Consider the following 24,563-nt stretch of genomic DNA (forward strand, 5'->3'; position numbering starts at 1 on the left):
TCCGCCTACTTTATCACTATTCTTTCTTCTCGCTCTCTTCGTCTTCGGGGACTGACCGGCTGGCGGTCAGCAGGAACGGGGATTGCTGCCAGCGCGTGCGCTTGCCCCGAAGCAGAGTGCGTGCCAGCACAACGCCGATGGCGAGTGAAAGCAGCAGCATCAGGCGCAGAATATTGGTGGTATTATCGACCTGTTTGGCTTCAGTGGGCAGGGTGTGGGTATCAAGGGTGAGGCGCAGATAGCCCAGCGGGCCATTCTTCCCCTGAATAGGTTCAACAAGCTGCTGGTTGAAGTAGCCGCCGGCTTTTTTGCCGTCCAGCGCCAGCCTGTCTCGCACGTCGACGTGCTCGCCCGCACGGGCAATGAGGTTGCCTTGCTCATCATAGACACCGGCATCAAGAATGCGGCTGTTCTCCGTGAGCAGGCGTAAAACCTGGCCTATCCGCTTCTCGTCAGGCGTTTCGTTACGCATGGACGGCGCGACGTTGAGCGTGACCTGGCGTGCCAGCGTGCGGGCCAGCTCTTCAAACTGCGGGTTGCGTTGCCGTTGATGGTTCTGGCTAAACCACGATGCCCCTTGCATCAGCACCACTAAGAGTGCGAGACAGGAAAGGACAATCACGGCGCGATGGAGCCGGAATTTCAGTTTTGCGCGAGCCATATTCCACCTGCTGAAAATTTACGGCTTAATGTTGCCAGAAGTGATGGTTACAGGGTAGCCTCATGCGTTATTTTCCCTCTGCAACCTTCCGGCGCGAACGAAATTACAGGAGCTTTAATGCCGAACATTACCTGGTGTGACCTGCCAACGGATGTCTCTTTATGGCCAGGATTGCCGCTCTCTTTAAGTGGCGATGAGGTGATGCCTCTGGATTACCACGCCGGTCGTAGCGGCTGGCTGCTGTATGGACGCGGTCTGGATAAGCAACGCCTGACCCAGTATCAAACCAAACTGGGGGCCGCGATGGTCATCGTCGCCGCCTGGTGCGTGGAAGACTACCAGGTCATTCGCCTGGCGGGCTCTCTGACCCAGCGCGCCACGCGCCTGGCGCATGACGCCGGGCTGGATGTCGCACCGCTGGGTAAAATTCCGCACCTGAAAACGCCTGGCCTGCTGGTCATGGACATGGACTCTACCGCCATTCAGATCGAGTGTATCGACGAAATTGCGAAGCTGGCGGGCAGCGGCGAGCTGGTGGCGGAAGTAACCGAGCGTGCGATGCGCGGCGAGCTGGATTTCACCGCCAGCCTACGACAGCGCGTGGCGACCCTGAAAGGGGCCGATGCCAACATTCTGCGTCAGGTGCGCGATGAACTGCCCCTGATGCCAGGGCTGACGCAGCTGGTGCTGAAGCTGCAGTCCCTCGGCTGGAAGGTGGCGATCGCCTCCGGTGGCTTCACCTTCTTCGCGGATTATCTGCGGGAAAAACTGCATCTGACCACGGTGGTGGCCAACGAGCTGGAGATCATGGACGGCAAGCTGACCGGTCAGGTGATCGGCGATATTGTGGATGCCCAGTACAAAGCCAATACGCTGACGCGCCTCGCGGAAAAATATGAAATTCCGGTTGTCCAGACCGTCGCCATCGGTGACGGCGCGAACGACCTGCCGATGATCAAAGCGGCCGGCCTGGGCATTGCCTACCATGCCAAGCCAAAAGTGAATGAAAAGACGGAAGTGACTATCCGTCACGCTGACCTGATGGGGGTGTTCTGCATTCTCTCCGGCAGCCTTAATCAGAAATAACGGTCTGCTTTGTAGGCCGGGTAAGCGTAAGCGCCCCCCGGCTCGCAGGCCGCAGAGAAATAACGAGGTAAACCGTGGCGAAAGCTCCAAAACGCGCATTTGTCTGTAATGAATGTGGTGCGGATTATCCGCGCTGGCAGGGGCAATGTAGCGCCTGCCATGCCTGGAACACCATCACCGAAGTGCGTGGTGTGGCGGCTTCGCCGAGCGTGGCGCGCAATGAACGCCTGAGTGGCTATGCGGGCAATGCAGGCGTGTCGAAGGTACAAAAACTTTCAGACATCAGCCTGGAGGCGCTGCCGCGCTTCTCCACCGGCTTCAAGGAATTTGACCGCGTGCTCGGCGGCGGCGTGGTGCCGGGCAGCGCGATCCTGATCGGCGGTAACCCGGGGGCGGGTAAATCGACTCTGCTGCTGCAAACGCTTTGCAAGCTCGCCGAACAGATGAAAACCCTGTACGTCACGGGCGAAGAATCACTCCAGCAGGTGGCAATGCGCGCGCACCGTCTCGGCCTGCCGACCGGCAACCTGAATATGCTGTCGGAAACCAGCATCGAGCAGATCTGCATGATCGCCGAAGAAGAGCAGCCGAAGCTGATGGTGATCGACTCCATCCAGGTGATGCACATGGCGGACATCCAGTCCTCGCCGGGCAGCGTCGCGCAGGTGCGTGAAACCGCGGCCTACCTGACGCGCTTTGCCAAAACGCGCGGCGTGGCGATTGTGATGGTGGGTCACGTGACCAAAGACGGCTCGCTGGCGGGACCGAAGGTGCTCGAACACTGTATCGACTGCTCGGTAATGCTCGACGGCGACGCAGACTCTCGCTTCCGTACCCTGCGCAGCCATAAAAACCGCTTTGGGGCGGTTAACGAACTGGGCGTGTTTGCCATGACCGAACAGGGGCTGCGCGAAGTCAGCAACCCGTCGGCCATCTTCCTGAGCCGGGGAGATGAAATCACCTCCGGCAGCTCGGTGATGGTGCTGTGGGAAGGGACGCGCCCGCTGCTCGTCGAAATTCAGGCACTGGTGGATCACTCGATGATGGGCAACCCGCGGCGCGTGGCGGTCGGTCTGGAACAGAACCGCCTGGCAATCCTGCTGGCGGTGCTGCACCGTCACGGCGGGCTGCAGATGGCGGATCAGGACGTCTTCGTGAACGTGGTCGGCGGCGTCAAAGTCACCGAGACCAGCGCAGACCTGGCGCTGCTGCTGGCGATGGTCTCCAGCCTGCGCGACAGACCGCTGCCGCAGGATCTGGTCGTCTTTGGCGAAGTGGGCCTCGCCGGGGAAATCCGTCCGGTGCCGAGCGGCCAGGAGCGTATCTCCGAGGCGGCAAAACACGGTTTCCGTCGGGCTATCGTTCCCGCCGCCAACGTGCCGAAAAAAATCCCGGAAGGGATGCAGGTCTTTGGCGTGAAGAAACTCGCAGATGCGTTAAATGTCTTTGACGACTTATAATTACGTATTCGATTTTGCAGGAGGCACCGTAATTTATGTCATCATTTGACTACATCAAGACCGCTATCCGCCAGAAAGGCTGCACGTTGCAGCAGGTGGCAGACGCCAGCGGCATGACCAAAGGCTACCTGAGCCAACTGCTGAACGCCAAAATCAAAAGCCCCAGCGCGCAGAAGCTGGAAGCGCTGCACCGCTTTCTGGGGCTGGAATTCCCGCGTATGCAAAAGAACATCGGCGTGGTGTTTGGCAAGTTTTACCCGCTGCATACCGGGCATATCTATCTGATCCAGCGCGCCTGTAGCCAGGTGGACGAGCTGCACATCATCATGGGGTACGACGAAACCCGCGATCGTCAGCTGTTTGAAGACAGCGCCATGTCGCAGCAGCCGACCGTGCCGGACCGTCTGCGCTGGCTGCTTCAGACCTTCAAGTACCAGAAAAACATTCGCATTCATGCCTTTAACGAAGAGGGTATGGAGCCGTACCCGCACGGCTGGGACGTGTGGAGCAACGGCATCAAAGCGTTTATGGAAGAGAAGGGCATTGCGCCTAACTGGATCTACACCTCTGAAGAGTCCGATGCGCCGCAGTTCCGCGAGCATCTGGGCATCGAGACGGTGCTGATCGACCCGAAACGCACCTTTATGAACATCAGCGGGGCGCAGATCCGCGAAAACCCGTTCCGCTACTGGGATTACATTCCGACCGAAGTGAAGCCGTTCTTTGTGCGCACCGTCGCGATCCTGGGCGGTGAGTCGAGCGGTAAATCGACGCTGGTCAACAAGCTGGCGAACATCTTCAACACCACCAGCGCGTGGGAGTATGGCCGCGACTATGTCTTTTCCCATCTGGGCGGCGATGAGATGGCGCTGCAGTATTCCGACTACGACAAAATCGCGCTCGGTCACGCTCAGTACATTGATTTCGCGGTGAAATACGCCAACAAGGTGGCGTTCATCGATACCGATTTTGTCACCACCCAGGCGTTCTGCAAAAAGTACGAGGGGCGCGAGCACCCGTTCGTGCAGGCGCTGATTGACGAATACCGCTTTGACCTGGTGATCCTGCTGGAAAACAACACCCCGTGGGTGGCCGACGGCATGCGCAGCCTCGGCAGCTCGGTGGACAGGCGGGAATTCCAGTCCATGCTGGTGGAGATGCTCAACGAAAACAACGTTGAGTTTGTGCACGTGGAAGAGTCGGACTACGACTCCCGTTTCCTGCGCTGCGTCGAGCTGGTGAAGGAGATGATGGGGGAGCAGGGGTAAGCGTTAACCGCCCTCTCCCTGTGGGAGAGGGCCAGGGTGAGGGCATCAAGCCACTCAGAACTCCACCACCACTTTTCCGCGCATATGCCCGTCCAGCACCTTACGGTGCGCCTCGGTAATGCTCTCCACACTCAGCCCGTGCAGCGTTTCACTCAGTGAGCTTTCCACCACGCCGTTATCCACCAGCTTCGCCACCTCATTGAGGATCTCACCCTGACGCGCCATATCAGCGGTCTGGTACATGCTGCGGGTGTACATAAATTCCCAGTGCAGCGCGGCGGATTTGGACTTCAGCTTGTCCTGGTTCAGCGGGTGTTCATTCTCCACGATAGAACAGATATGCCCCTGCGGTGCAATCAGGTCGCTGACCGCATCCCAGTGCCCGTCGGTGTCGTTGAGGATGAAAATGTAATCCACAAAGGTCAGCCCGTGCTTCGCCAGTTCGCCTTTCAGATCGCGGTAGTTCACCACCACATCTGCACCGCGATCGCGGCACCACCGGGCGGAATCTTCTCGGGACGCGGTTGCGATCACCTTTACCTTGCTGTTGTGCTTCGCAAACGGGATCGCCAGCGATCCCACCCCGCCCGCACCGCCGATGATCAGCAGGGTTTTGTCCGTACCGGCATCCTGAATATTCAGCCGTTCAAACAGGCCTTCCCACGCGGTGAGCGCGGTCAACGGCAGCGCGGCGGCAGCCGCCCAGCCGAGGCTTGACGGTTTGTGCCCGACAATGCGCGCATCGATCAGCTGATGTGTGGTGTTGCTGCCCGGACGGGTGATGTCGCCTGCGTACCACACTTCATCTCCCGGTTTGAATCCGGTGACGCCAGCCCCAACGGCTTTGACGATCCCGCTGGCATCCCATCCGAGAATACGCGGCTCGTTCAGCCCGTTCTTAGCAATGCCCGCGTGGGCTTTGGTATCGACCGGGTTAACGGAGACGGCTTTCACCTCCACCAGAAGATCGTGCTCGCCGGGCTGCGGCATCGGTGGAGTGATTTCAATGAAAGTAGAGGGATTTTCAGGGTTAACGGCGATGGCTTTAACTGACATGGTGTGCTCCTCAATGGCATGCGTTTTGTTGAGGCTAGTCTATTAAGTGGCCATCTGCGTGATAAGATGGACAATCAAGAACTCAGCGTTCGTACAGGATGAACAATCATGTTTAAACAGCTGCAGGATATGGCGCTATTCGCGCTGGTGGCCGAGATGGGCAGCTTTACCGCGGCAGCCCAGAAGGCGGAGCTGCCAAAATCCAGCGTGAGCCAGCGGATTAGCCAGCTGGAGCAGCAGGTAGGCATTCGCCTGCTTAACCGAACCACGCGCAGGCTGAACCTGACGTTTGCGGGCGAGCACTATCTGGTGCACTGTCGCGAAATGCTGGCAGCCAGCGAGCGGGCGGAGTACGCCATCCAGCGCCTGCGCGAAAACCCCAGCGGGCGGCTGCGCATCACCTGCCCGGCGGGGATTGGCGCGACGCTGCTGGCGCATATGAATGCCGAGTTCCAGCTTCGCTATCCCGAGGTTTCGCTGGACGTGTCGATCTCTGATGACGTGGTGGATCTGGTTGAGGCCGGCTTTGACGTGGCGCTGCGTACCGGCAAGCCGCAGGACTCCTCCCTGATTGGCCGCATGATCGGGCACTGCCCGCGCTACATGCTGGCCTCGCCGGACTATCTGGTGCGCCGTGGGCCGCTAACGCATCCCCGTCAGCTGGTGGAGCACCGCAGCATTACGCACAGAGCCTGGTCGGAGTGGCTTCTGCGAAGCGAGAGCGAGGATTACCGCTACCTGCCGGATAACGCGCACATGACCGATAACCTGGTATACGCCCGCGAATGTGCGATTGCCGGTGCGGGGATTACGCTCCTTCCGGCTTTTTTGCTGGAAGATAAGGTCGAGAAAGGGGCGCTGGTGCAGGTACTGCCGGAGTGGAACGTTGAAGGAAACGACCTGTGGCTGGCCTATCCGAGCCGTAAGCTCAACTCACCCGCGCTGATGAGCTATATCGACTTTGCGATGCAGTTTGACGAGGTGAAGCGGTATTACGTGGGTAAATAAAAAAGCCGGGTGGCGGCTTCGCCTTACCCGGCCTACAAACAGCGCAGAACCGTAGGCCGGGTAAGCGTGAGCGCCACCCGGCTTTTGGGCACTTACTTAGAAATACGCTTGTACTTAATACGCTTCGGCTCCAGCGCGTCGGCGCCCAGCGTGCGTTTCTTGTACTCTTCGTATTCGGTGAAGTTACCTTCGAAGAACTCCACCTTACCTTCATCCTGGTAGTCCAGAATGTGGGTCGCGATACGGTCAAGGAACCAGCGGTCGTGCGAGATAACCATTGCACAGCCCGGGAACTCCAGCAGGGCGTTTTCCAGCGCGCGCAGGGTTTCGATATCCAGGTCGTTTGTTGGTTCATCGAGCAGCAGAACGTTACCGCCCACCTGCAGCAGCTTCGCCAGGTGCAGACGACCGCGCTCACCGCCGGACAGCTCGCCCACGCGTTTGCCCTGGTCGGTGCCTTTGAAGTTAAAGCGGCCAACGTAGGCGCGGCTTGGCATCTCGGTGTTGCCGATACGCATGATATCCAGACCGCCGGAGACTTCTTCCCACACGGTTTTGCTGTTATCCATCGCGTCGCGGAACTGGTCAACGGAGGCCAGCTTCACGGTCTCACCCAGGGTGATAGAGCCGCTGTCTGGCTGTTCCTGACCGGACATCATGCGGAACAGGGTCGATTTACCCGCGCCGTTCGGACCGATGATGCCCACGATAGCGCCTTTCGGTACGGAGAAGATCAGATCGTCGATCAGCACGCGGTCGCCGTAGGACTTACGCAGGTTGGTCACTTCAACCACTTTATCCCCCAGACGCGCTCCAGGTGGAATAAACAGTTCGTTGGTTTCGTTACGTTTCTGGTATTCGGTATTGTTCAGCTCTTCGAAGCGTGCCAGACGGGCTTTGCCCTTAGACTGACGGCCTTTCGCGCCCTGACGCACCCACTCCAGCTCTTTCTCGATAGACTTACGGCGCGCCGCTTCCTGAGACGCTTCCTGAGCCAGACGCTGATCTTTCTGCTCCAGCCAGGAGGAGTAGTTGCCTTCCCACGGAATGCCTTCACCGCGGTCCAGCTCCAGGATCCAGCCGGCGACGTTGTCGAGGAAGTAACGGTCGTGGGTAATCGCCACAACGGTGCCTTCGAAGTCGTGCAGGAAGCGCTCCAGCCACGCCACGGATTCCGCATCCAGGTGGTTAGTCGGTTCGTCGAGCAGCAGCATGTCTGGTTTTTCCAGCAGCAGGCGGCACAGCGCCACGCGGCGGCGTTCACCCCCGGAGAGGTTCGCGATTTTTGCATCCCAGTCCGGCAGACGCAGGGCATCCGCCGCGCGCTCCAGCTGCACGTTCAGGTTGTGACCGTCGTGCGCCTGGATGATCTCTTCATACTTGCCCTGCTGTGCGGCCAGCTTGTCGAAGTCCGCATCCGGTTCGGCATATTTGGCATACACTTCATCCAGACCTTTCAGAGCGTTAACCACTTCGGACACCGCTTCTTCAACGGATTCGCGAACGGTGTGTTCCGGGTTCAGCTGAGGTTCCTGCGGCAGGTAGCCAATCTTGATGCCAGGCTGCGGACGGGCTTCACCTTCGATGTCTGTATCAATGCCGGCCATGATGCGCAGCAGGGTGGACTTACCGGCACCGTTGAGACCCAGAACACCGATTTTTGCGCCCGGGAAGAAGCTCAGCGAGATATTTTTAAGAATATGACGTTTCGGCGGGACAACTTTGCCGACACGATGCATGGTATAAACGAATTGAGCCACGTTGGACTTCGCCTCTTTTATCGTAATGAGAAGGAATTTCAGCCTCGAAGTGTAGCCTTTTTCCCGCCCTAATCCCAGCCAGGAACGTCGGGAGTGTTAAAACGCGCAAGAAAGGTAAAAAAGTGTCCATGACGTGGCGCGTTGCAGGATGCCTGGTTAGCATAAGTTAATGAGACTTTGACGTGGCAAGACGCTGCAATTGACGAAAAAACAATGAGGAAGAGCTTGTGGAAAAAGCCAAACGGGTGGTCTGGCGTCTGCTGGCTGCCAGCGTATGCGTAATGGCGGTAAGCCAGGCGGTGCATGCCGATTCACTGGATGAACAACGTAGCCGGTATGCCCAGATTAAGCAGGCATGGGACAACAAGCAGATGGATACCGTGCAGGCGCTGATGCCGACGCTAAAGGATTATCCGCTGTATCCGTATCTGGAGTATCGTCAAATTACGGACGATCTCATGAACCAGCCCACCGTTACTGTGAATAACTTCATTCAGGCGAACCCGACCCTGCCGCCTGCCCGAAATCTCCAGTCTCGATTTGTGAACGAACTGGCGCGACGCGAAGACTGGCGCGGACTGCTGGCGTTTAGCCCTGAAAAGCCGAATACCACCGAAGCGCAGTGTAACTACTACTACGCAAAATGGGCGACCGGCCAGCAGGAAGAGGCCTGGGCCGGGGCGAAAGAGCTCTGGCTGACCGGGAAAAACCAGCCGAACGCCTGTGATTCCCTGTTCGGCGCGTGGCGAGCTTCCGGCAAGCAGGATCCGCTGTCCTACCTTGAGCGTATCCGCCTGGCGATGAAAGCCGGTAATACGCGTCTGGTGACTGCGCTGGCGGGGCAGATGCCGTCCGATTACCAGACGATCTCCACGGCAGTTATCTCGCTGGCAAACGATCCCAACAGCGTCCTGACCTTTGCCCGCAGTACGGGCGCGACCGATTTTACCCGCCAGATGGCGGCGGTGGCTTTTGCCAGCGTGGCGCGTGACGATGTGGAAAACGCGCGGCTGATGATCCCGCAGCTGGTGCAGGCGCAGCAGCTTAATGAGGAGCAAACGCAGGAGCTGCGCGATATCGTGGCGTGGCGACTGATGGGCACCGATGTGACCGACGAGCAGGCGCGCTGGCGAGACGATGCGATTATGCGTTCGAACTCCACGTCGCTGGTGGAGCGCCGCGTGCGAATGGCGCTGGGTACGGGCGACCGTTGTGGGCTCAATACCTGGCTCGCCCGGTTGCCTATGGAGGCCAAAGAGAAAGATGAATGGCGTTACTGGCAGGCCGATTTGCTGCTGGAGCGCGGTCGTGATGACGAGGCCAAAGAAATTCTTCATACGCTGATGCAGCAGCGCGGGTTCTACCCGATGGCGGCCGCGCAGCGCCTGGGCGAGGAGTACACCTTCCGCATCGATAAAGCGCCCGCTAACGCGAATCCGGCGCTGACCCAGGGGCCAGAAATGGCGCGCGTTCGCGAGCTGATGTACTGGAATATGGACAACACCGCGCGCAGCGAGTGGGCGAATCTGGTGACCAGCCGCACCACCGATGAAAAAGCTCAGCTTGCCCGCTATGCGTTTGATAACCACTGGTGGGATCTGAGCGTGCAGGCGACGATCGCCGGTAAGCTGTGGGATCATCTCGAAGAGCGTTTCCCGCTGGCTTACAAGGATCTGTTCGATCGCTACACCCGCGGCAAAGATATCCCGCAAAGTTACGCGATGGCGATTGCCCGTCAGGAAAGCGCCTGGAACCCGAAAGTCCGTTCCCCGGTGGGCGCCAGCGGCCTGATGCAGATTATGCCGGGCACGGCGACGCACACGGTGAAGATGTTTAACATCCCTGGATACAGTAGCCCGTCACAGCTTCTCGATCCGGATACCAACATCAACATCGGTACCAGCTACCTGCAGTATGTGTACCAGCAGTTCGGCAACAACCGCATCTTCTCGTCGGCGGCATACAACGCGGGACCGGGTCGCGTGCGCACCTGGCTCGGCAACAGCGCCGGACGCATCGACGCCGTGGCGTTTGTCGAGAGCATCCCGTTCTCGGAAACGCGCGGCTACGTGAAGAATGTGCTGGCTTATGACGCCTACTATCGCTACTTCATGGGGCAGAAAGATACCCTGATGAGCGATGCCGAGTGGCAGAGACGTTACTGATCGGCGCAGGTTGTGTTATGCTGTACTCGCTAATGAGTACAAGAGGCAGCATAACATGACCCAGCATTCCCCGTATTCCTCGGCAATGGCCGAACAACGTCATCAGGAGTGGCTTCGTTTTGTGGAGCTGCTTCGCCAGTCTTACGAGCAGGATTTGCATTTACCCCTGATGCAGCTAATGCTCACGCCGGACGAGCGTGAGGCGCTGGGCACGCGCGTGCGGATCATTGAAGAGCTGCTGCGCGGCGAGATGAGCCAGCGCGAGCTGAAAAATGAGCTCGGCGCGGGCATCGCGACGATTACCCGCGGATCGAACAGCCTGAAGTCGGCGCCCGTTGAGCTGCGCCAGTGGCTGGAAGCGGTGTTGTTGAAAAACGCCTAACGATAGATCGCGTTATGGAACGGGCTTAACGCCAGGATCACCGCCTGGTGATAAACGCCTGAACGCGTCAGCGCACCGGCGGTAAAGACGCCAATCGCCCCTTCTTTACGGCCAATCTCATCAATGCCGGTGTACTGCGACATCACCGGCCCAAGCGCTTCACCCGCACGCACTTTTTCCAGAATGATCTCCGGCAGGGGCAGGGTGGCCGAACGCGCCTCGCCGCGCTGCTCGCGGCTTTCGATCACCACCCAGCTAAAGGTTGCGCCTTCGTCGATACCGGCTTCAATCGCCACCCAAAAGTCCGCATCCGGGGCCGCAGCTCTGGCATTTGCCACGCGATTTCGTGCGCCAGCGCGCGTTTCCTCGCTGCCAAACGGCTGTTCAGGAACGCCACTCTCGACGCCGATGGCCTCAATATGGCAGGATCCTGCGCCGAAGATCTCGTCAAATGCCCTTAGAATTGCCTGAATTTTGGCAGGATTAGTGGTAGCAGAGACAACATGGTGCATAATTAAGCTCGATTCAAAAAAACTCATCGCAGTATAACGGAAAAAAAGCATGTTACAGGTATACCTTGTTCGCCACGGTGAAACGCAGTGGAACGCCGAGCGACGTATTCAAGGCCAGTCAGACAGTCCTCTCACTGAGAAGGGTGTGCAGCAAGCGTGGCAGGTGGCGGAACGCGCCAGAACGCTGGGCATTACCCACGTGATTACCAGCGATTTAGGTCGCACACAGCAGACAGCGCGCATCATCGCAGACGCCTGCGGCTGTGACGTCATGCTTGAGCCGCGCCTGCGCGAGCTGGATATGGGCGTGCTGGAAAAACGCCATATCGATACGCTGACGGAAACGGAAGAGGGCTGGCGCCGCACGCTGGTAAACGGTACCGAAGATGGCCGTATTCCTGAGGGCGAATCCATGCAGGAGCTCAGCGTACGTATGCATGCCGCCCTGGCGGAATGCCTGAAGCTCCCGGCAGGAAGCCGTCCGCTGCTGGTGAGTCATGGGATTGCGTTGGGATGCCTGGTGAGCACCATTCTGGGACTACCGGCTTACGCTGAGCGCCGTTTGCGTCTGCGCAACTGCTCTATTTCCCGAATTGATTATCAGGAGAGCGCGTGGCTGGCGTCAGGTTGGGTGGTGGAGATGGCAGGGGACATTTCGCATCTCGATGCCCCTGCGCTTGACGAACTGCAGCGTTAACGACGTATCGGAATCAAGAATTCCATACGCAGATTGATGGGGCCTTCCTCCGGTTTGGCATCCTGCGCCGGGTAGTAGCGCTCAATGTCCTGACCTTTACGGCGATTCAGATTCAGCATCGGCATGCAGGTTCCGTAAACGGTCAGGATGAACTCCTGAACGCCCGTTCCCAGCCCTTCATAGGCGAACATCACATATTCACCGCCTTCCAGCACGACAGGTTTTGAACCCTGAATGTAGCCATTGGCCATCTCTGGCGTCAGCGCGGTGGTGTAGAACACCTCCTGCTCGTCGTCCTTTTCCTGGCTTGGGTGCGTTTCGTTGAGACCATACAGAATAGGCGGGATCGCCGGTGCGTGGCTCAGGAAGTCGCGCCAGAACTGGACGCGCATCTGATGACGGAACTCGGAAATCTGCTCCAGCGAACAGGAGTAGCTCTGCGTCGTGCCGATCAGATGGGTTTCCGGCAGGGTAATAATTTCATACTTCGGCATCGCGAACTCGCCCAGACGCAGCGGCGGACGCATGCCAAACGAGCTCCAGTCAGGCGAGCGACGATACAGCGCTGGCGTCAACGAGAACTGTTTTTTAAAGGCGCGGGTGAAGGTCTGCTGCGAATCGAAACGATATTGCAAGGCAATATCCAGAATCGGGCGCGCGGTCAGGCGCAGAGCCACAGCAGATTTCGATAAACGACGTGCGCGAATATAGGCCCCGATAGCATGACCGGTGACATCCTTGAACATCCTTTGCAGATGCCACTTGGAATAGCCTGCTTTAGCCGCCACATTATCCAGTGACAAAGGCTGGTCGAGATGACCTTCCAGCCAGGTGAGCAGGTCGCGAATAATTCCAGCCTGATCCATATACTATCCTCATCCTTAAAACAGCAGGTGCCTGATAACAGGTTAGCGGATAATAGCATTTTTTGATGTTTTAGCATTCAGTGTTTTTTTTGCGCTTTCATGCTTTTTGTAGGGCATTATGGGCAAAAATATTCTAATCCTGTGATCTTGCTACATTTTTGTCTAAAGTGTTGAATAATCGCTCAGTGTAATTTTAAAGAATGGTAACAATATGAAATACAAGACTTTGCTCTTCACCGCGCTGATGTTGATGGCCGGGCGCGTGGCACAGGCGGAACAGATTGGTTCTGTCGATACCGTGTTCAAAATGTTTGGCCCGGACCACAAAATCGTGGTCGAGGCGTTTGACGATCCGGACGTGAAAAACGTCACCTGCTATGTCAGCCGTGCGAAAACGGGCGGTATCAAGGGCGGTCTGGGGCTGGCGGAAGACACCTCCGATGCGGCGATCTCCTGTCAGCAGGTGGGCCCGGTTGAATTGAGCGATAAAATTAAAAACGGCAAAGCGCAGGGCGACGTGGTATTCCAAAAACGAACCTCGCTGGTGTTCAAAAAGCTGCAGGTTGTGCGTTTCTATGATGCCAAACGCAATACGCTGGCTTACCTGGCCTATTCCGACAAAGTGGTGGAAGGTTCACCGAAAAACGCGATCAGCGCGGTGCCGATTATGCCGTGGCAGTAATTCAGGGATGAATCATGCAACAACCTGTGGTCTGGCTGGTTGAAGACGAAACCAGTATCGCCGATACGCTGATCTACATGCTTCAGCAGGAAGGATTCGCGGTAAAGGCGTTTGAACGCGGCTTACCCGTGTTGGAGGAGGCGCGGCGGCAGGTTCCGGCGCTCGCCATTCTGGATGTCGGACTGCCCGACATCAGCGGGTTTGAGCTTTGCCGTCGGCTGCTGGCGCAGCATCCCTCGCTGCCTGTGCTGTTTCTGACGGCGCGCAGTGATGAAGTCGATAAGCTGCTTGGCCTGGAAATGGGCGCTGATGACTACGTTGCGAAACCTTTCTCCCCTCGTGAAGTCTGCGCGCGGGTGCGGACGATTTTGAGGCGCATGCAAAAATCCGCTGTACCGTCAGAAACGTTGCGTATCGGGCAGTTTGAACTGAACGAACCTGCCGCGCGAATCAGCTGGTGCGGGGAAGCACTGCCCCTGACCCGCTACGAATTCTTGCTGCTCAAAACCTTGTTACAGGCACCCGGACGGGTCTTTTCGCGTCAGCAGCTCATGGACAAGGTATGGGGTGAAGACGGCGACAGCTTCGATCGTACCGTGGACACCCACATCAAAACCCTGCGCGCCAAGCTGCGGGCGGTGAACGAGGAACTGTCCCCCATCAGCACCCATCGCGGTATGGGCTACAGTCTGGGCCTTTACTGATGCGCATTGGGATGCGGTTGTTGCTGGGATATTTCCTCATCGTGGCCATTGCCGCGTGGTTTGTGCTGTCGATCTTTGTTCAGGAAGTGAAGCCCGGCGTGCGCAGGGCAACCGAGGGCACGTTAATCGATACCGCGACCCTGTTGGCCGAAATCGGACGTGATGATTTGCTTTCGGGTCATGCGCAGCAGGGCAAGCTGGCACAGGCCTTTTCCCAGCTTCATCAGCGCCCTTTCCGCGCCAATATCGGCGGGATCCATAAAGTGCGTAACGAGTATCACGTCTACATGACCGATGCGCAGGGCCTCGTCGTGTTTGATTCCGCCGGTCTGGCCGTGGGGCAAGATTACTCGCGCTGGAACGATGTCTGGCTGACGCTTCGCGGCGAATACGGCGCGCGCAGTACCCAGAGCCATCCCGACGATCCGGAGAGCACGGTGATGTATGTTGCCGCGCCGGTTGTGGATCAGGGCAAGATTATCGGCGTGCTGTCCGTGGGGAAACCGAACAGCGCGATGGCGCCGGTGATTCACCGCAGCGAGCGACGGATACTGTGGGCAGGCGGGGCGCTGCTCGGCATTGCCCTGCTGATTGGCCTCGTTGTGGCATGGTGGATCAATCGATCTATCGGTACGTTATCGCGCTATGCCGACTCGGTAACCACCGATACACCTCTCCCGCTGCCTAATCCTGGCAGCAGCGAACTGCACAAGCTGGCCCAGGCGCTGGAGAATATGCGCATTCGCCTTGAAGGGAAAAACTACATTGAACGCTATGTCCATGCGCTGACCCATGAGCTGAAAAGCCCCATCGCCGCTATACGCGGCGCGGCAGAAATTCTCTCCGAGCAGCCGCCGCCGCAGGTGGCTGCTCGTTTCATCGATAATATTCTGGTACAAAACGCGCGAATGCAGTCGCTGGTTGAAAAACTGCTCGCTCAGGCTCGGCTTGAAAATCGGGTCGAGATTACGCCCAAGGCCGTCCGGGTCGACTCGCTGTTTACCCGGCTTGCCGACGCGCGATCGGCGCAGCTGGCGACAAAAGAGATTGCGCTGACCCTCCAGCCTGCTTCGCTTTATGTTGAAGGCGATCACGATCTGCTCGAACAGGCGCTCGGCAATTTGCTGGATAACGCTATCGATTTTACGCCGCAGGGCGGCTCCATAGAACTGGCGGCCCGGGAAGAGCGCGGGCAGATACAGCTTCTCGTCACCGACAGCGGAAGCGGGATCCCGGATTACGCGCAGGATCGTATTTTTGAACGCTTCTATTCCCTGCCGCGGGAGAACGGGGTTAAGAGCAGCGGGCTTGGGCTGGCCTTTGTCCGGGAGGTGGCTCGTCTGCATCAGGGAGACATTACATTGCGCAATCGTGATGAAGGTGGCGTGATGGCCACGCTGAGACTTCACCGTCCCTTCACATAACTTCAAACTGCCCCCACACAGCCTGGTTACGCTCTCCTCATCACAAAGGAGACGTAATGATGAAATCCCCCCTGTTCTGGAAAGTCAGCACCCTGCTGGGGTGCATTCTGCTGCTGTTAGTTCCGCTGTTTATGGTGAGTAACCTCATTTCAGAGCGTGAAAGCTACCGTAACGATGTCGAAAATACGCTTCGCCAGAGTACCAGTGGACCGCAAAAACTGGTCGGCCCGCTGATTGCTATCCCGGTGACGGAGATCTTCTACAAGTTAGAGGATGAGAAGAAAGTCGAATACAAGAAAAGTTATATGCGCTTTATCCTGCCGGAGTCTCTGCTGGTTGAGGGTAACCAGCACGTTGAGTCCCGAAATATCGGTATTTATGACGGGCAGATCTGGAACACTAAACTCAACATAAAAGCGCGGTTCAACACCGAAAAAATCACGCAGCTGAAAGGGGAGGCGATGACCCTGGGGCAGCCGTTTATCGTTGTTGGCGTGGGCGACGCTCGCGGTATTGGCACGGTGAACGTCTCCAGTATCAACGGTGAGACGCTGGGCGTAGAGCCGGGTTCAGGCGTGTATGGGGGGCTTTCCGGGATTCATATCCCGCTGACGGACAAAGCGCTGGAGCCAAAAACGTTTGTCATGGAGATGTCGCTGAATCTGGCAGGGACGGGAAGTTTTGCCGTGGTGCCTGTGGGGCGTAACAGTGAAATGGCGCTGAACAGCAACTGGCCACATCCAGGCTTTATGGGTAACTATCTGCCGGTGAAGCACAAAATTGGTGATTCCGGTTTCCAGGCGAACTGGCAGAGCAGCTGGTTTGCGAACAACCTTGAGAGCTGGTTCAACGGCAGTGAATCTCCGGCGTGGGAGTCGATCCCCGCTTTCAGCGTCACGGTGGCCACGCCCGCCGATCAGTATCAACTGACTGACCGGGCGATAAAGTACGCTATTTTACTGATTGCGCTGACGTTTATGGCCTTCTTTGTTTTCGAAACTCTGACCGGGCTGCGCCTGCACCCGATGCAGTATCTGCTGGTGGGGCTGTCGCTGGTGCTGTTCTATCTGGTGCTGTTGGCGCTGTCAGAACACGTCGGCTTTACGCCAGCCTGGGTTGTTGCAAGTCTGGTTGGCGCGGCGATGAACGGGATGTACCTGCGGGCTGTGCTGAAAAGCTGGAAGCGTAGCGGGCTGTTCGTGCTGGCCCTGCTGGGGCTGGACGTGGTGATGTGGTTCTTGCTGCGCTCGGAGGATAGCGCGCTGCTGTTGGGGTCAGCGGTGCTGGCGCTGGCACTGTTCGCCGTGATGTACCTGACCCGACATCTCGACTGGTATTCACTTTCACAGCCGAAGCGGCCTGAGCCACCTGCATCGCCGGATGACGATACGATGCGGATCTGGAAATAAAAAAAACGGCGCAAATGCGCCGTTTTTTATTGCGTTAACTGCGGGATTACTCCTGCAGGTCACCGCAGAAACGGTACCCTTCGCCGTGGATCGTGGCGATGATTTCCGGCGTATCTGGCGTAGATTCGAAGTGCTTACGAATACGACGGATGGTGACGTCTACGGTACGGTCGTGCGGCTTCAGCTCACGGCCGGTCATTTTCTTCAGCAGCTCTGCACGGGACTGGATCTTGCCCGGGTTTTCGCAGAAGTGCAGCATCGCGCGGAATTCACTGCGCGGCAGTTTATACTGCTCGCCGTTCGGGCTAATCAGCGAACGGCTATTGATATCAAGTTCCCAGCCGTTGAATTTGTAGCTATCGACGCTACGACGCTCTTCGCTGACCGTGCCCAGGTTCATGGTGCGGGACAGCAGGTTGCGTGCACGAATGGTTAACTCGCGAGGGTTGAACGGCTTGGTGATGTAATCATCCGCACCGATTTCCAGGCCAAGAATTTTATCAACTTCGTTGTCACGACCCGTCAGGAACATTAACGCGACGTTCGCCTGCTCGCGCAGTTCGCGCGCCAGAAGAAGACCGTTTTTGCCCGGCAGGTTAATATCCATGATCACCAGGTTGATATCATTTTCAGAAAGGATCTGATGCATCTCTGCGCCATCGGTCGCTTCAAAGACATCGTAGCCTTCTGCTTCGAAAATGCTCTTTAACGTGTTGCGTGTTACCAACTCGTCTTCAACGATAAGAATGTGCGGGGTCTGCATGTTTGCTACCTAAATTGCCAACTAAATCGAAACAGGAAGTACAAAAGTCCCTGACCTGCCTGATGCATGTCGCAAATTAACATGATCGGCTTAACGTGACTAAAGTACGTAATTGCGTTCTTGATGCACTTTCCATCAACGTCAACAACATCATTAGCTTGGTCTTGGGTACTTTCCCTTTGGACCCGACAGTGTCAAAAACGGCTGTCATCCTAACCATTTTAACAGCAACATAACAGGCTAAGTGACACCAGACACCCAATAAAACTACGCTTCGTTGACATATATCAAGTTCAATTGTAGCACGTTAACAGTTTGATGAAATCATCGTAGCCGAATGCTAGCCTTTGTCACAATTTTTCAATAAACCAACTAGTTGCGGACATTGATTTATAAACGAAGCGAATCCAATCAGAATAGAGTATTCATGTTACTATTATCATTATAAAACATAGGGATAATAGTGTTCTGTTAACATTCTAACTGATTGTTCAGACACAGAATAGTTTAGCGTTTTTAATTTGTTATGAAACGCTATTTCGGTGATTTGTGTTGCAATTTTGTAAATTCGCGCTGCGTAATATGTTGAAGTGCATCACATTTTTACCGGCTAACTGATTAAAAAGAGAGCATAAATGCATCTGTCGATTGTACTGGTTGCACCAGCCAGAGCAGAAAATATAGGCGCAGCGGCGCGTGCGATGAAGACCATGGGTTTTACCGATTTACGTATTGTGGACAGCACGGCCCATCTGGAGCCAGCCGCCCGGTGGGTGGCGCACGGTTCGGGAGATATTCTCGATAATATAACCACTTACGCTACGCTTGCCGACGCGCTGCATGACATTTCGTTTACCGTTGCAACCACCGCGCGCAGCCGGGCGAAGTTCCACTATTACGCCACGCCTGCTGAACTGGTACCCATGCTCGAAGAGAAAAGCCAGTGGCTGGAGAAAGCCGCGCTGGTATTTGGACGTGAAGATTCCGGATTAACCAACGAAGAGCTGGAATTGGCGGACGTTCTTACCGGTGCGCCGATGGTGGCCGATTATCCTTCCCTGAATTTGGGCCAGGCGGTCATGGTCTATTGCTATCAATTAGCCTCCCTAATGCAAATCCCTCAACCTCAGCCAGAAGCGGCAAATGAAAATCAGCTGGCCGCGCTGCGAACTCGCGTGCAGGGGCTGTTATCGAGCCTTGGCGTCGCGGACGATCAGAAAATGGCCGACTGGCTGCAGCAGCGTCTTGGTCGTCTTGAGCAACGGGACACCGCCATGTTGCACCGTTTGCTGCACGATATTGAAAAAAAATTGGCCGAGTAAAATACTGCCATAAGTTTTTACTATGGCGAATAAGTCTGTCTGAACGGGTTGCGTTTGGGGTAATCGGATGAAAATAAAGCGGCACGCAGCGGGACCTGAGAGTCTCCCAAAATGTGATCAAATTAAAAATCCATTGACTTAAGGGGCCCGATCCTTTAACCCTAAAAGAAGACAGCACAGACAGATAATAATGACAGAGTACACAACATCCATGAAACGCATCAGCATCACCACCATTACCACAACCATCATCATTACCACTGGTAACGATGCGGGCTGACGCGTACAGGAAAAACAGAAAAAAGCCCGCACCTGAACAGTGCGGGCTTTTTTTTCGGCTAAAGGAAACGAGGTAGAACCATGCGAGTGTTGAAGTTCGGCGGTACATCAGTGGCAAATGCAGAACGTTTTCTGCGTGTTGCCGATATCCTGGAAAGCAACGCCAGGCAGGGGCAGGTTGCGACCGTGCTCTCTGCCCCGGCAAAAATCACGAACCATCTGGTGGCGATGATTGAAAAAACCATCGGTGGTCAGGATGCACTTCCGAACATCAGCGACGCAGAGCGTATCTTCGCTGACTTACTGCAAGGCCTGGCAGAAGCGCTGCCTGGCTTCCCGCATGCGCAGCTGAAGTCTTTTGTTGAACAAGAATTCGCGCAAATTAAACATGTCCTGCACGGCATCAGCCTTCTCGGTCAGTGCCCGGACAGCATCAATGCAGCGCTGATTTGTCGCGGTGAAAAACTCTCTATCGCCATCATGGCCGGCGTGCTGGAAGCGCGCGGCCATAGCGTGACCGTGATCGATCCCGTTGAAAAACTGCTGGCGGTGGGCCACTACCTCGAATCCACCGTTGATATTGCCGAATCAACCCGCCGTATCGCCGCCAGCAAAATTCCCGCTGACCACATGATCCTGATGGCAGGCTTCACCGCCGGTAACGAGAAGGGCGAGCTGGTGGTGCTGGGCCGTAACGGTTCCGACTACTCCGCCGCCGTGCTGGCCGCCTGCTTACGCGCGGACTGTTGTGAGATCTGGACTGATGTTGACGGCGTGTATACCTGCGATCCGCGCCAGGTACCGGACGCCAGGCTGCTGAAGTCGATGTCGTACCAGGAAGCGATGGAGCTTTCCTACTTCGGCGCCAAAGTACTTCACCCGCGTACCATCTCCCCGATTGCCCAGTTCCAGATCCCTTGCCTGATTAAAAACACCGGTAACCCGCAGGCGCCGGGTACGCTGATTGGCGCGAGTACCGATGAGGACGGACTGCCGGTGAAAGGCATCTCCAACCTGAACAACATGGCGATGTTCAGCGTCTCGGGTCCGGGGATGAAAGGGATGGTCGGCATGGCGGCACGCGTGTTTGCGGCCATGTCCCGCAACGGTATTTCGGTGGTGCTGATCACCCAGTCTTCCTCCGAGTACAGCATCAGCTTCTGCGTGCCGCAGGCTGACTGCCTTCGCGCCCGCCGCGCGCTGGAGGAAGAGTTCTATCTGGAGCTGAAAGAAGAATTGCTGGAGCCGCTCGCGATTCAGGAGCGTCTGGCGATCATCTCCGTGGTGGGCGACGGTATGCGCACCCTGCGCGGTATCTCCGCCAAATTCTTTGCCGCGCTGGCGCGCGCCAATATCAATATCGTGGCGATTGCCCAGGGCTCGTCAGAGCGTTCAATTTCTGTTGTTGTGGATAACGACGATGCCACCACCGGCGTTCGTGTGGTTCACCAGATGCTGTTCAACACCGATCAGGTCATCGAGCTGTTCCTGATTGGCCTGGGCGGCGTCGGCGGCGCGCTGCTGGAGCAGGTGAAGCGTCAGCAGGAATGGCTTAAGAAGAAACACATCGACCTGCGCGTCTGCGGGATCGCGAATTCCAGAGCGCTGCTGACCAACGTCCACGGCCTGAACCTGGAAAACTGGCAGGCCGAGATGAATGAGGCAAAAGAGCCGTTCAACCTGGGTCGCCTGATCCGTCTGGTAAAAGAGTATCATCTGCTTAACCCGGTCATCGTCGACTGTACCTCGAACCAGGCGGTGGCCGACCAGTACGCGGACTTCCTGCGCGAAGGTTTCCACGTGGTGACGCCGAACAAAAAGGCCAACACCTCGTCGATGGATTACTATCACCAGCTGCGTCTGGCGGCGAGCAAGTCGCGCCGCAAGTTCCTCTACGACACCAACGTGGGGGCAGGCCTGCCGGTTATCGAGAACCTGCAGAACCTGCTTAACGCGGGCGATGAGCTGCAGCGTTTCTCCGGCATTCTCTCCGGATCGCTGTCGTTTATCTTCGGCAAGCTGGATGAGGGGATGAGCCTCTCGGAGGCCACCCGCGCCGCGCGCGAGCTGGGCTATACCGAGCCGGATCCGCGTGACGACCTTTCCGGTATGGACGTGGCGCGCAAGCTGCTGATCCTCGCGCGCGAAACGGGCCGTGAGCTTGAGCTTTCCGACATTGTGATTGAGCCGGTCCTGCCGGCAGAATTTGACAGCAGCGGTGACGTCAGCGCCTTTATGGCCAGGCTGCCGCAGCTTGACGACGCGTTTGCCGCCCGCGTGGCGAAAGCCCGTGATGAAGGTAAGGTATTGCGCTATGTTGGCAACATTGAAGAAGATGGCGTGTGCCGGGTGAAGATTGCCGAAGTGGATGGCAACGACCCGCTGTACAAAGTCAAAAACGGCGAAAACGCCCTCGCGTTTTACAGCCACTATTATCAGCCACTGCCGCTGGTGCTTCGCGGCTATGGCGCAGGGAACGATGTTACGGCGGCGGGTGTCTTTGCCGATCTGCTGCGTACCCTGTCATGGAAGTTAGGAGTTTAACATGGTCAAAGTTTATGCCCCGGCTTCCAGCGCGAATATGAGCGTCGGATTTGACGTGCTGGGTGCGGCGGTGACGCCGGTGGACGGTTCGCTGCTGGGCGATACGGTGACGGTGGAAGCGGCAGACAGCTTCAGCCTGAATAACGTAGGCCGCTTCGCCAGCAAACTGCCGTCTGAGCCACGCGAGAATATCGTCTATCAGTGCTGGGAGCGTTTCTGTCAGGAGATCGGTAAAAACGTGCCGGTTGCCATGACGCTGGAAAAAAGTATGCCGATTGGCTCCGGGCTGGGTTCCAGCGCCTGCTCGGTGGTCGCCGCGCTGGTAGCGATGAACGAGCACTGCGGCAAGCCGCTGAACAACAACCGCCTGCTTGCCTTAATGGGCGAGCTGGAAGGGCGTATCTCCGGCAGCATTCATTATGATAACGTCGCGCCATGCTTCCTCGGCGGCATGCAGCTGATGATCGAAGAAAATGGCATCATCAGCCAGCAGGTGCCAGGGTTTGATGAATGGCTGTGGGTGCTGGCCTATCCGGGTATCAAGGTATCAACCGCGGAAGCGCGTGCGATCCTGCCCGCGCAGTATCGCCGTCAGGACTGTATCGCCCACGGGCGTCATCTGGCGGGCTTTATCCACGCCTGCTACACCCGTCAGCCGCAGCTGGCGGCCAAACTGATGAAGGATGTCATTGCCGAGCCGTATCGCACGAAGCTGCTGCCCGGCTTTAACGAGGCGCGACAGGCGTCCATGGATATCGGCGCGCAGGCGTGTGGCATCTCCGGCTCCGGCCCGACGCTGTTCGCCCTGTGCGACAAGCCTAACACTGCGCAGCGCGTGGCGGACTGGCTCTCTAAACACTACCTGCAAAATCAGGAAGGCTTTGTTCATATTTGCCGTCTGGACACGGCTGGCGCACGAGTACTGGGATAATTAATGAAACTCTACAACCTTAAAGATCATAACGAGCAGGTCAGCTTCGCGCAGGCGGTGACTCAGGGTCTGGGCAAAAATCAGGGGCTGTTCTTCCCGCATGACCTGCCGGAATTCCAGCTGACCGAGATTGATGACCTGCTGAAGCAGGATTTTGTCACCCGCAGCACCAAAATTCTGTCCGCGTTTATCGGCGATGAAATTCCGCAGGAGCTGCTGGAAGAGCGCGTACGCGCGGCATTCGCGTTCCCGGCGCCGGTTCAGCAGGTTGAGCCTGATGTTGGCTGCCTGGAGCTGTTCCACGGTCCGACGCTGGCGTTCAAAGACTTCGGCGGCCGCTTTATGGCGCAGATGCTGACCCACATCAGTGGCGACAAGCCGGTGACCATACTGACCGCGACCTCCGGGGATACCGGCGCGGCGGTCGCCCACGCGTTCTACGGCCTGAAAAACGTCCGCGTGGTGATCCTCTATCCGAAAGGCAAAATCAGCCCGCTGCAGGAGAAACTGTTCTGCACCCTCGGCGGCAACATTGAAACCGTGGCAATTGACGGCGATTTCGATGCCTGCCAGGCGCTGGTCAAGCAGGCCTTCGACGACGAAGAGCTGAAGGTGGCGCTGGGTCTGAACTCCGCCAACTCCATCAACATCAGCCGTCTGCTGGCGCAGATCTGCTACTACTTCGAAGCGGTGGCGCAGCTGCCGCAGGACGCGCGTAACCAGCTGGTGATCTCCGTGCCGAGCGGTAACTTCGGTGACCTGACGGCTGGCCTGCTGGCGAAATCCCTGGGTCTGCCGGTGAAACGCTTTATCGCCGCCACCAACGCCAATGACACCGTGCCGCGCTTCCTGAAAGACGGGAAGTGGGCGCCGAACGCCACGCAGGCGACCCTCTCCAATGCGATGGATGTGTCTCAGCCGAACAACTGGCCGCGCGTGGAAGAGCTGTTCCGCCGTAAGATCTGGCGCCTGGGTGACCTGGGCTATGCTGCGGTAACGGATGAAACCACCAAATCCACCATGCGCGAGCTGAAGGCGGTGGGGTATACCTCTGAACCGCACGCGGCGATTGCTTACCGCGCGCTGCGCGATCAGCTTAATCCGGGTGAATACGGCCTGTTCCTGGGAACCGCACATCCGGCGAAGTTCAAAGAGAGCGTGGAAGCGATCCTGGGCGAAACGCTGCCGCTGCCGAAAGAACTGGCCGAGCGTGCCGATCTGCCGCTGCTGTCCCATGAGCTGCCGGCGGACTTTGCGGCGCTGCGTAAGCTGATGATGACCCGCGCGTGATTTTTGTCGGGTGCGGCTACGCCTTACCCGACCTACAACTGATGATGACGCGTGCGTGATTGTGTTGCCCGGTGGCGGCTTCGCCTTACCGGGCCAACAAAGACGAACAAACCGTAGGCCGGGTAAGCGAAGCGCCACCCGGCTTTTTTTGTGAAGAAATTAAGGAGAAAAATAGCAGGGAAAAAGCAGAAATTCCCAATAAATGCGGTCACTTAGCGTTTAGGATTGCAGAGAATAACATCCCCCGTTCCCCTCGCGTAATCTCCTTACAACGGCCCACGTTGGGCAACGATA

23 protein-coding genes and 1 other annotated feature are annotated in these 24,563 nt (G+C 57.2%); of the genes, 17 read left to right on the top strand and 6 right to left on the bottom strand.

Annotated elements, in window-relative coordinates; genetic code table 11:
- Positions 1 to 16 precede the first annotated feature (16 nt).
- Complete coding sequence (locus ACOTXI_RS10090) at positions 17 to 661, bottom strand: YtjB family periplasmic protein (RefSeq protein ID WP_008502067.1); 645 nt, start codon at positions 659 to 661, stop codon at positions 17 to 19.
- 117 nt (positions 662 to 778) lie between these two features.
- Between ACOTXI_RS10090 and serB the strand changes: the two genes are divergently transcribed.
- The 3 genes from serB (at position 779) to nadR (ending at position 4,475) form a co-directional block, all read left to right on the top strand.
- A complete protein-coding gene (serB, locus tag ACOTXI_RS10095; RefSeq protein ID WP_021240580.1) occupies positions 779 to 1,747 on the top strand; it encodes a phosphoserine phosphatase in 969 nt (322 codons plus the stop codon).
- A 74-nt stretch (positions 1,748 to 1,821) separates the two neighbouring features.
- Complete coding sequence (radA, locus tag ACOTXI_RS10100; RefSeq protein ID WP_003856523.1) at positions 1,822 to 3,207, top strand: DNA repair protein RadA; 1,386 nt, start codon at positions 1,822 to 1,824, stop codon at positions 3,205 to 3,207.
- 35 nt (positions 3,208 to 3,242) lie between these two features.
- Positions 3,243 to 4,475 (top strand): multifunctional transcriptional regulator/nicotinamide-nucleotide adenylyltransferase/ribosylnicotinamide kinase NadR, encoded by a 1,233-nt coding sequence (gene nadR / locus ACOTXI_RS10105; RefSeq protein ID WP_006810194.1) that lies wholly within the window; start codon positions 3,243 to 3,245, stop codon positions 4,473 to 4,475.
- Between the two features lie 54 nt (positions 4,476 to 4,529).
- Here the strand turns inward: nadR and ACOTXI_RS10110 are convergent, their stop codons facing one another.
- Positions 4,530 to 5,531 carry a zinc-binding alcohol dehydrogenase family protein gene (locus ACOTXI_RS10110; protein WP_058654233.1) on the bottom strand — a complete coding sequence of 334 codons (1,002 nt, stop codon included), beginning with the start codon at positions 5,529 to 5,531 and terminating at the stop codon, positions 4,530 to 4,532.
- Positions 5,532 to 5,639: 108 nt separating this feature from the next.
- Here ACOTXI_RS10110 and ACOTXI_RS10115 point away from each other — a divergent pair, with 108 nt between their 5' ends.
- Entirely contained in the window at positions 5,640 to 6,539 is a 900-nt protein-coding gene (locus ACOTXI_RS10115) for a LysR family transcriptional regulator (RefSeq protein WP_045335628.1), read from the top strand.
- Positions 6,540 to 6,631: 92 nt separating this feature from the next.
- On the opposite strand, the gene ettA is transcribed toward ACOTXI_RS10115, so the two are convergent.
- Positions 6,632 to 8,299, bottom strand: a complete 1,668-nt coding sequence (gene ettA / locus ACOTXI_RS10120; protein ID WP_103786776.1) for an energy-dependent translational throttle protein EttA — start codon at positions 8,297 to 8,299, stop codon at positions 6,632 to 6,634.
- 227 nt (positions 8,300 to 8,526) lie between these two features.
- Here ettA and sltY point away from each other — a divergent pair, with 227 nt between their 5' ends.
- A complete protein-coding gene (gene sltY, locus ACOTXI_RS10125; protein WP_058654232.1) occupies positions 8,527 to 10,464 on the top strand; it encodes a murein transglycosylase in 1,938 nt (645 codons plus the stop codon).
- Between the two features lie 55 nt (positions 10,465 to 10,519).
- Entirely contained in the window at positions 10,520 to 10,846 is a 327-nt protein-coding gene (gene trpR / locus ACOTXI_RS10130) for a trp operon repressor (protein WP_021240574.1), read from the top strand.
- Here the strand turns inward: trpR and yjjX are convergent.
- Entirely contained in the window at positions 10,843 to 11,358 is a 516-nt protein-coding gene (yjjX, locus tag ACOTXI_RS10135) for an inosine/xanthosine triphosphatase (protein ID WP_008502058.1), read from the bottom strand. The genes trpR and yjjX overlap by 4 nt on opposite strands.
- Positions 11,359 to 11,407: 49 nt before the next feature.
- On the opposite strand from yjjX, the gene gpmB reads away from it, so the two are divergent.
- The gene (gpmB, locus tag ACOTXI_RS10140) at positions 11,408 to 12,055 is read left to right on the top strand and encodes a 2,3-diphosphoglycerate-dependent phosphoglycerate mutase GpmB (protein ID WP_008502057.1); all 648 of its coding nucleotides are present in this window, start codon (positions 11,408 to 11,410) and stop codon (positions 12,053 to 12,055) included.
- Here gpmB and robA read toward each other — a convergent pair.
- Positions 12,052 to 12,921: an MDR efflux pump AcrAB transcriptional activator RobA gene (robA, locus tag ACOTXI_RS10145; protein WP_008502056.1), complete on the bottom strand. Its 870-nt coding sequence runs from the start codon at positions 12,919 to 12,921 to the stop codon at positions 12,052 to 12,054. The genes gpmB and robA overlap by 4 nt on opposite strands.
- Before the next feature lie 211 nt (positions 12,922 to 13,132).
- On the opposite strand from robA, the gene creA reads away from it, so the two are divergent.
- The 4 genes from creA to creD are packed head-to-tail and all read left to right on the top strand — an operon-like array spanning position 13,133 to position 17,140.
- Positions 13,133 to 13,603, top strand: a complete 471-nt coding sequence (creA, locus tag ACOTXI_RS10150) for a protein CreA (RefSeq protein ID WP_021240573.1) — start codon at positions 13,133 to 13,135, stop codon at positions 13,601 to 13,603.
- Positions 13,604 to 13,617: 14 nt separating this feature from the next.
- Positions 13,618 to 14,307 carry a two-component system response regulator CreB gene (creB, locus tag ACOTXI_RS10155; protein ID WP_021240572.1) on the top strand — a complete coding sequence of 230 codons (690 nt, stop codon included), beginning with the start codon at positions 13,618 to 13,620 and terminating at the stop codon, positions 14,305 to 14,307.
- Complete coding sequence (creC, locus tag ACOTXI_RS10160) at positions 14,307 to 15,731, top strand: two-component system sensor histidine kinase CreC (protein ID WP_058654231.1); 1,425 nt, start codon at positions 14,307 to 14,309, stop codon at positions 15,729 to 15,731. The genes creB and creC overlap by 1 nt, the downstream gene beginning before the upstream one ends.
- Before the next feature lie 56 nt (positions 15,732 to 15,787).
- Positions 15,788 to 17,140, top strand: coding sequence for a cell envelope integrity protein CreD (creD, locus tag ACOTXI_RS10165; protein WP_046091623.1), 1,353 nt, complete (start codon positions 15,788 to 15,790; stop codon positions 17,138 to 17,140).
- Between the two features lie 46 nt (positions 17,141 to 17,186).
- Here the strand turns inward: creD and arcA are convergent, their stop codons facing one another.
- A complete protein-coding gene (gene arcA, locus ACOTXI_RS10170; protein ID WP_003856501.1) occupies positions 17,187 to 17,903 on the bottom strand; it encodes a two-component system response regulator ArcA in 717 nt (238 codons plus the stop codon).
- A 95-nt stretch (positions 17,904 to 17,998) separates the two neighbouring features.
- Between arcA and yjjY the strand changes: the two genes are divergently transcribed.
- From yjjY to thrC, 6 genes are all read left to right on the top strand, one after another.
- Positions 17,999 to 18,139, top strand: coding sequence for a protein YjjY (gene yjjY, locus ACOTXI_RS10175; protein WP_085928893.1), 141 nt, complete (start codon positions 17,999 to 18,001; stop codon positions 18,137 to 18,139).
- Between the two features lie 399 nt (positions 18,140 to 18,538).
- A complete protein-coding gene (locus ACOTXI_RS10180) occupies positions 18,539 to 19,225 on the top strand; it encodes a tRNA/rRNA methyltransferase (protein ID WP_008502053.1) in 687 nt (228 codons plus the stop codon).
- Positions 19,226 to 19,436: 211 nt separating this feature from the next.
- The gene (thrL, locus tag ACOTXI_RS10185; protein WP_015572623.1) at positions 19,437 to 19,505 is read left to right on the top strand and encodes a thr operon leader peptide; all 69 of its coding nucleotides are present in this window, start codon (positions 19,437 to 19,439) and stop codon (positions 19,503 to 19,505) included.
- Positions 19,444 to 19,561, top strand: a sequence feature (Thr leader region). (Overlaps the previous gene by 62 nt.)
- A 24-nt stretch (positions 19,562 to 19,585) precedes the next feature.
- Complete coding sequence (thrA, locus tag ACOTXI_RS10190) at positions 19,586 to 22,048, top strand: bifunctional aspartate kinase/homoserine dehydrogenase I (RefSeq protein ID WP_058654229.1); 2,463 nt, start codon at positions 19,586 to 19,588, stop codon at positions 22,046 to 22,048.
- Position 22,049: 1 nt separating this feature from the next.
- Positions 22,050 to 22,979: a homoserine kinase gene (thrB, locus tag ACOTXI_RS10195; RefSeq protein WP_058654228.1), complete on the top strand. Its 930-nt coding sequence runs from the start codon at positions 22,050 to 22,052 to the stop codon at positions 22,977 to 22,979.
- A 3-nt stretch (positions 22,980 to 22,982) separates the two neighbouring features.
- Positions 22,983 to 24,269, top strand: a complete 1,287-nt coding sequence (thrC, locus tag ACOTXI_RS10200) for a threonine synthase (RefSeq protein ID WP_023345407.1) — start codon at positions 22,983 to 22,985, stop codon at positions 24,267 to 24,269.
- The last annotated feature ends 294 nt before the right edge of the window (positions 24,270 to 24,563 follow it).

It is taken from the genome of Enterobacter cloacae complex sp. BZL2005 (genome assembly GCF_049238885.1).
Classification (GTDB): domain Bacteria; phylum Pseudomonadota; class Gammaproteobacteria; order Enterobacterales; family Enterobacteriaceae; genus Enterobacter; species Enterobacter roggenkampii.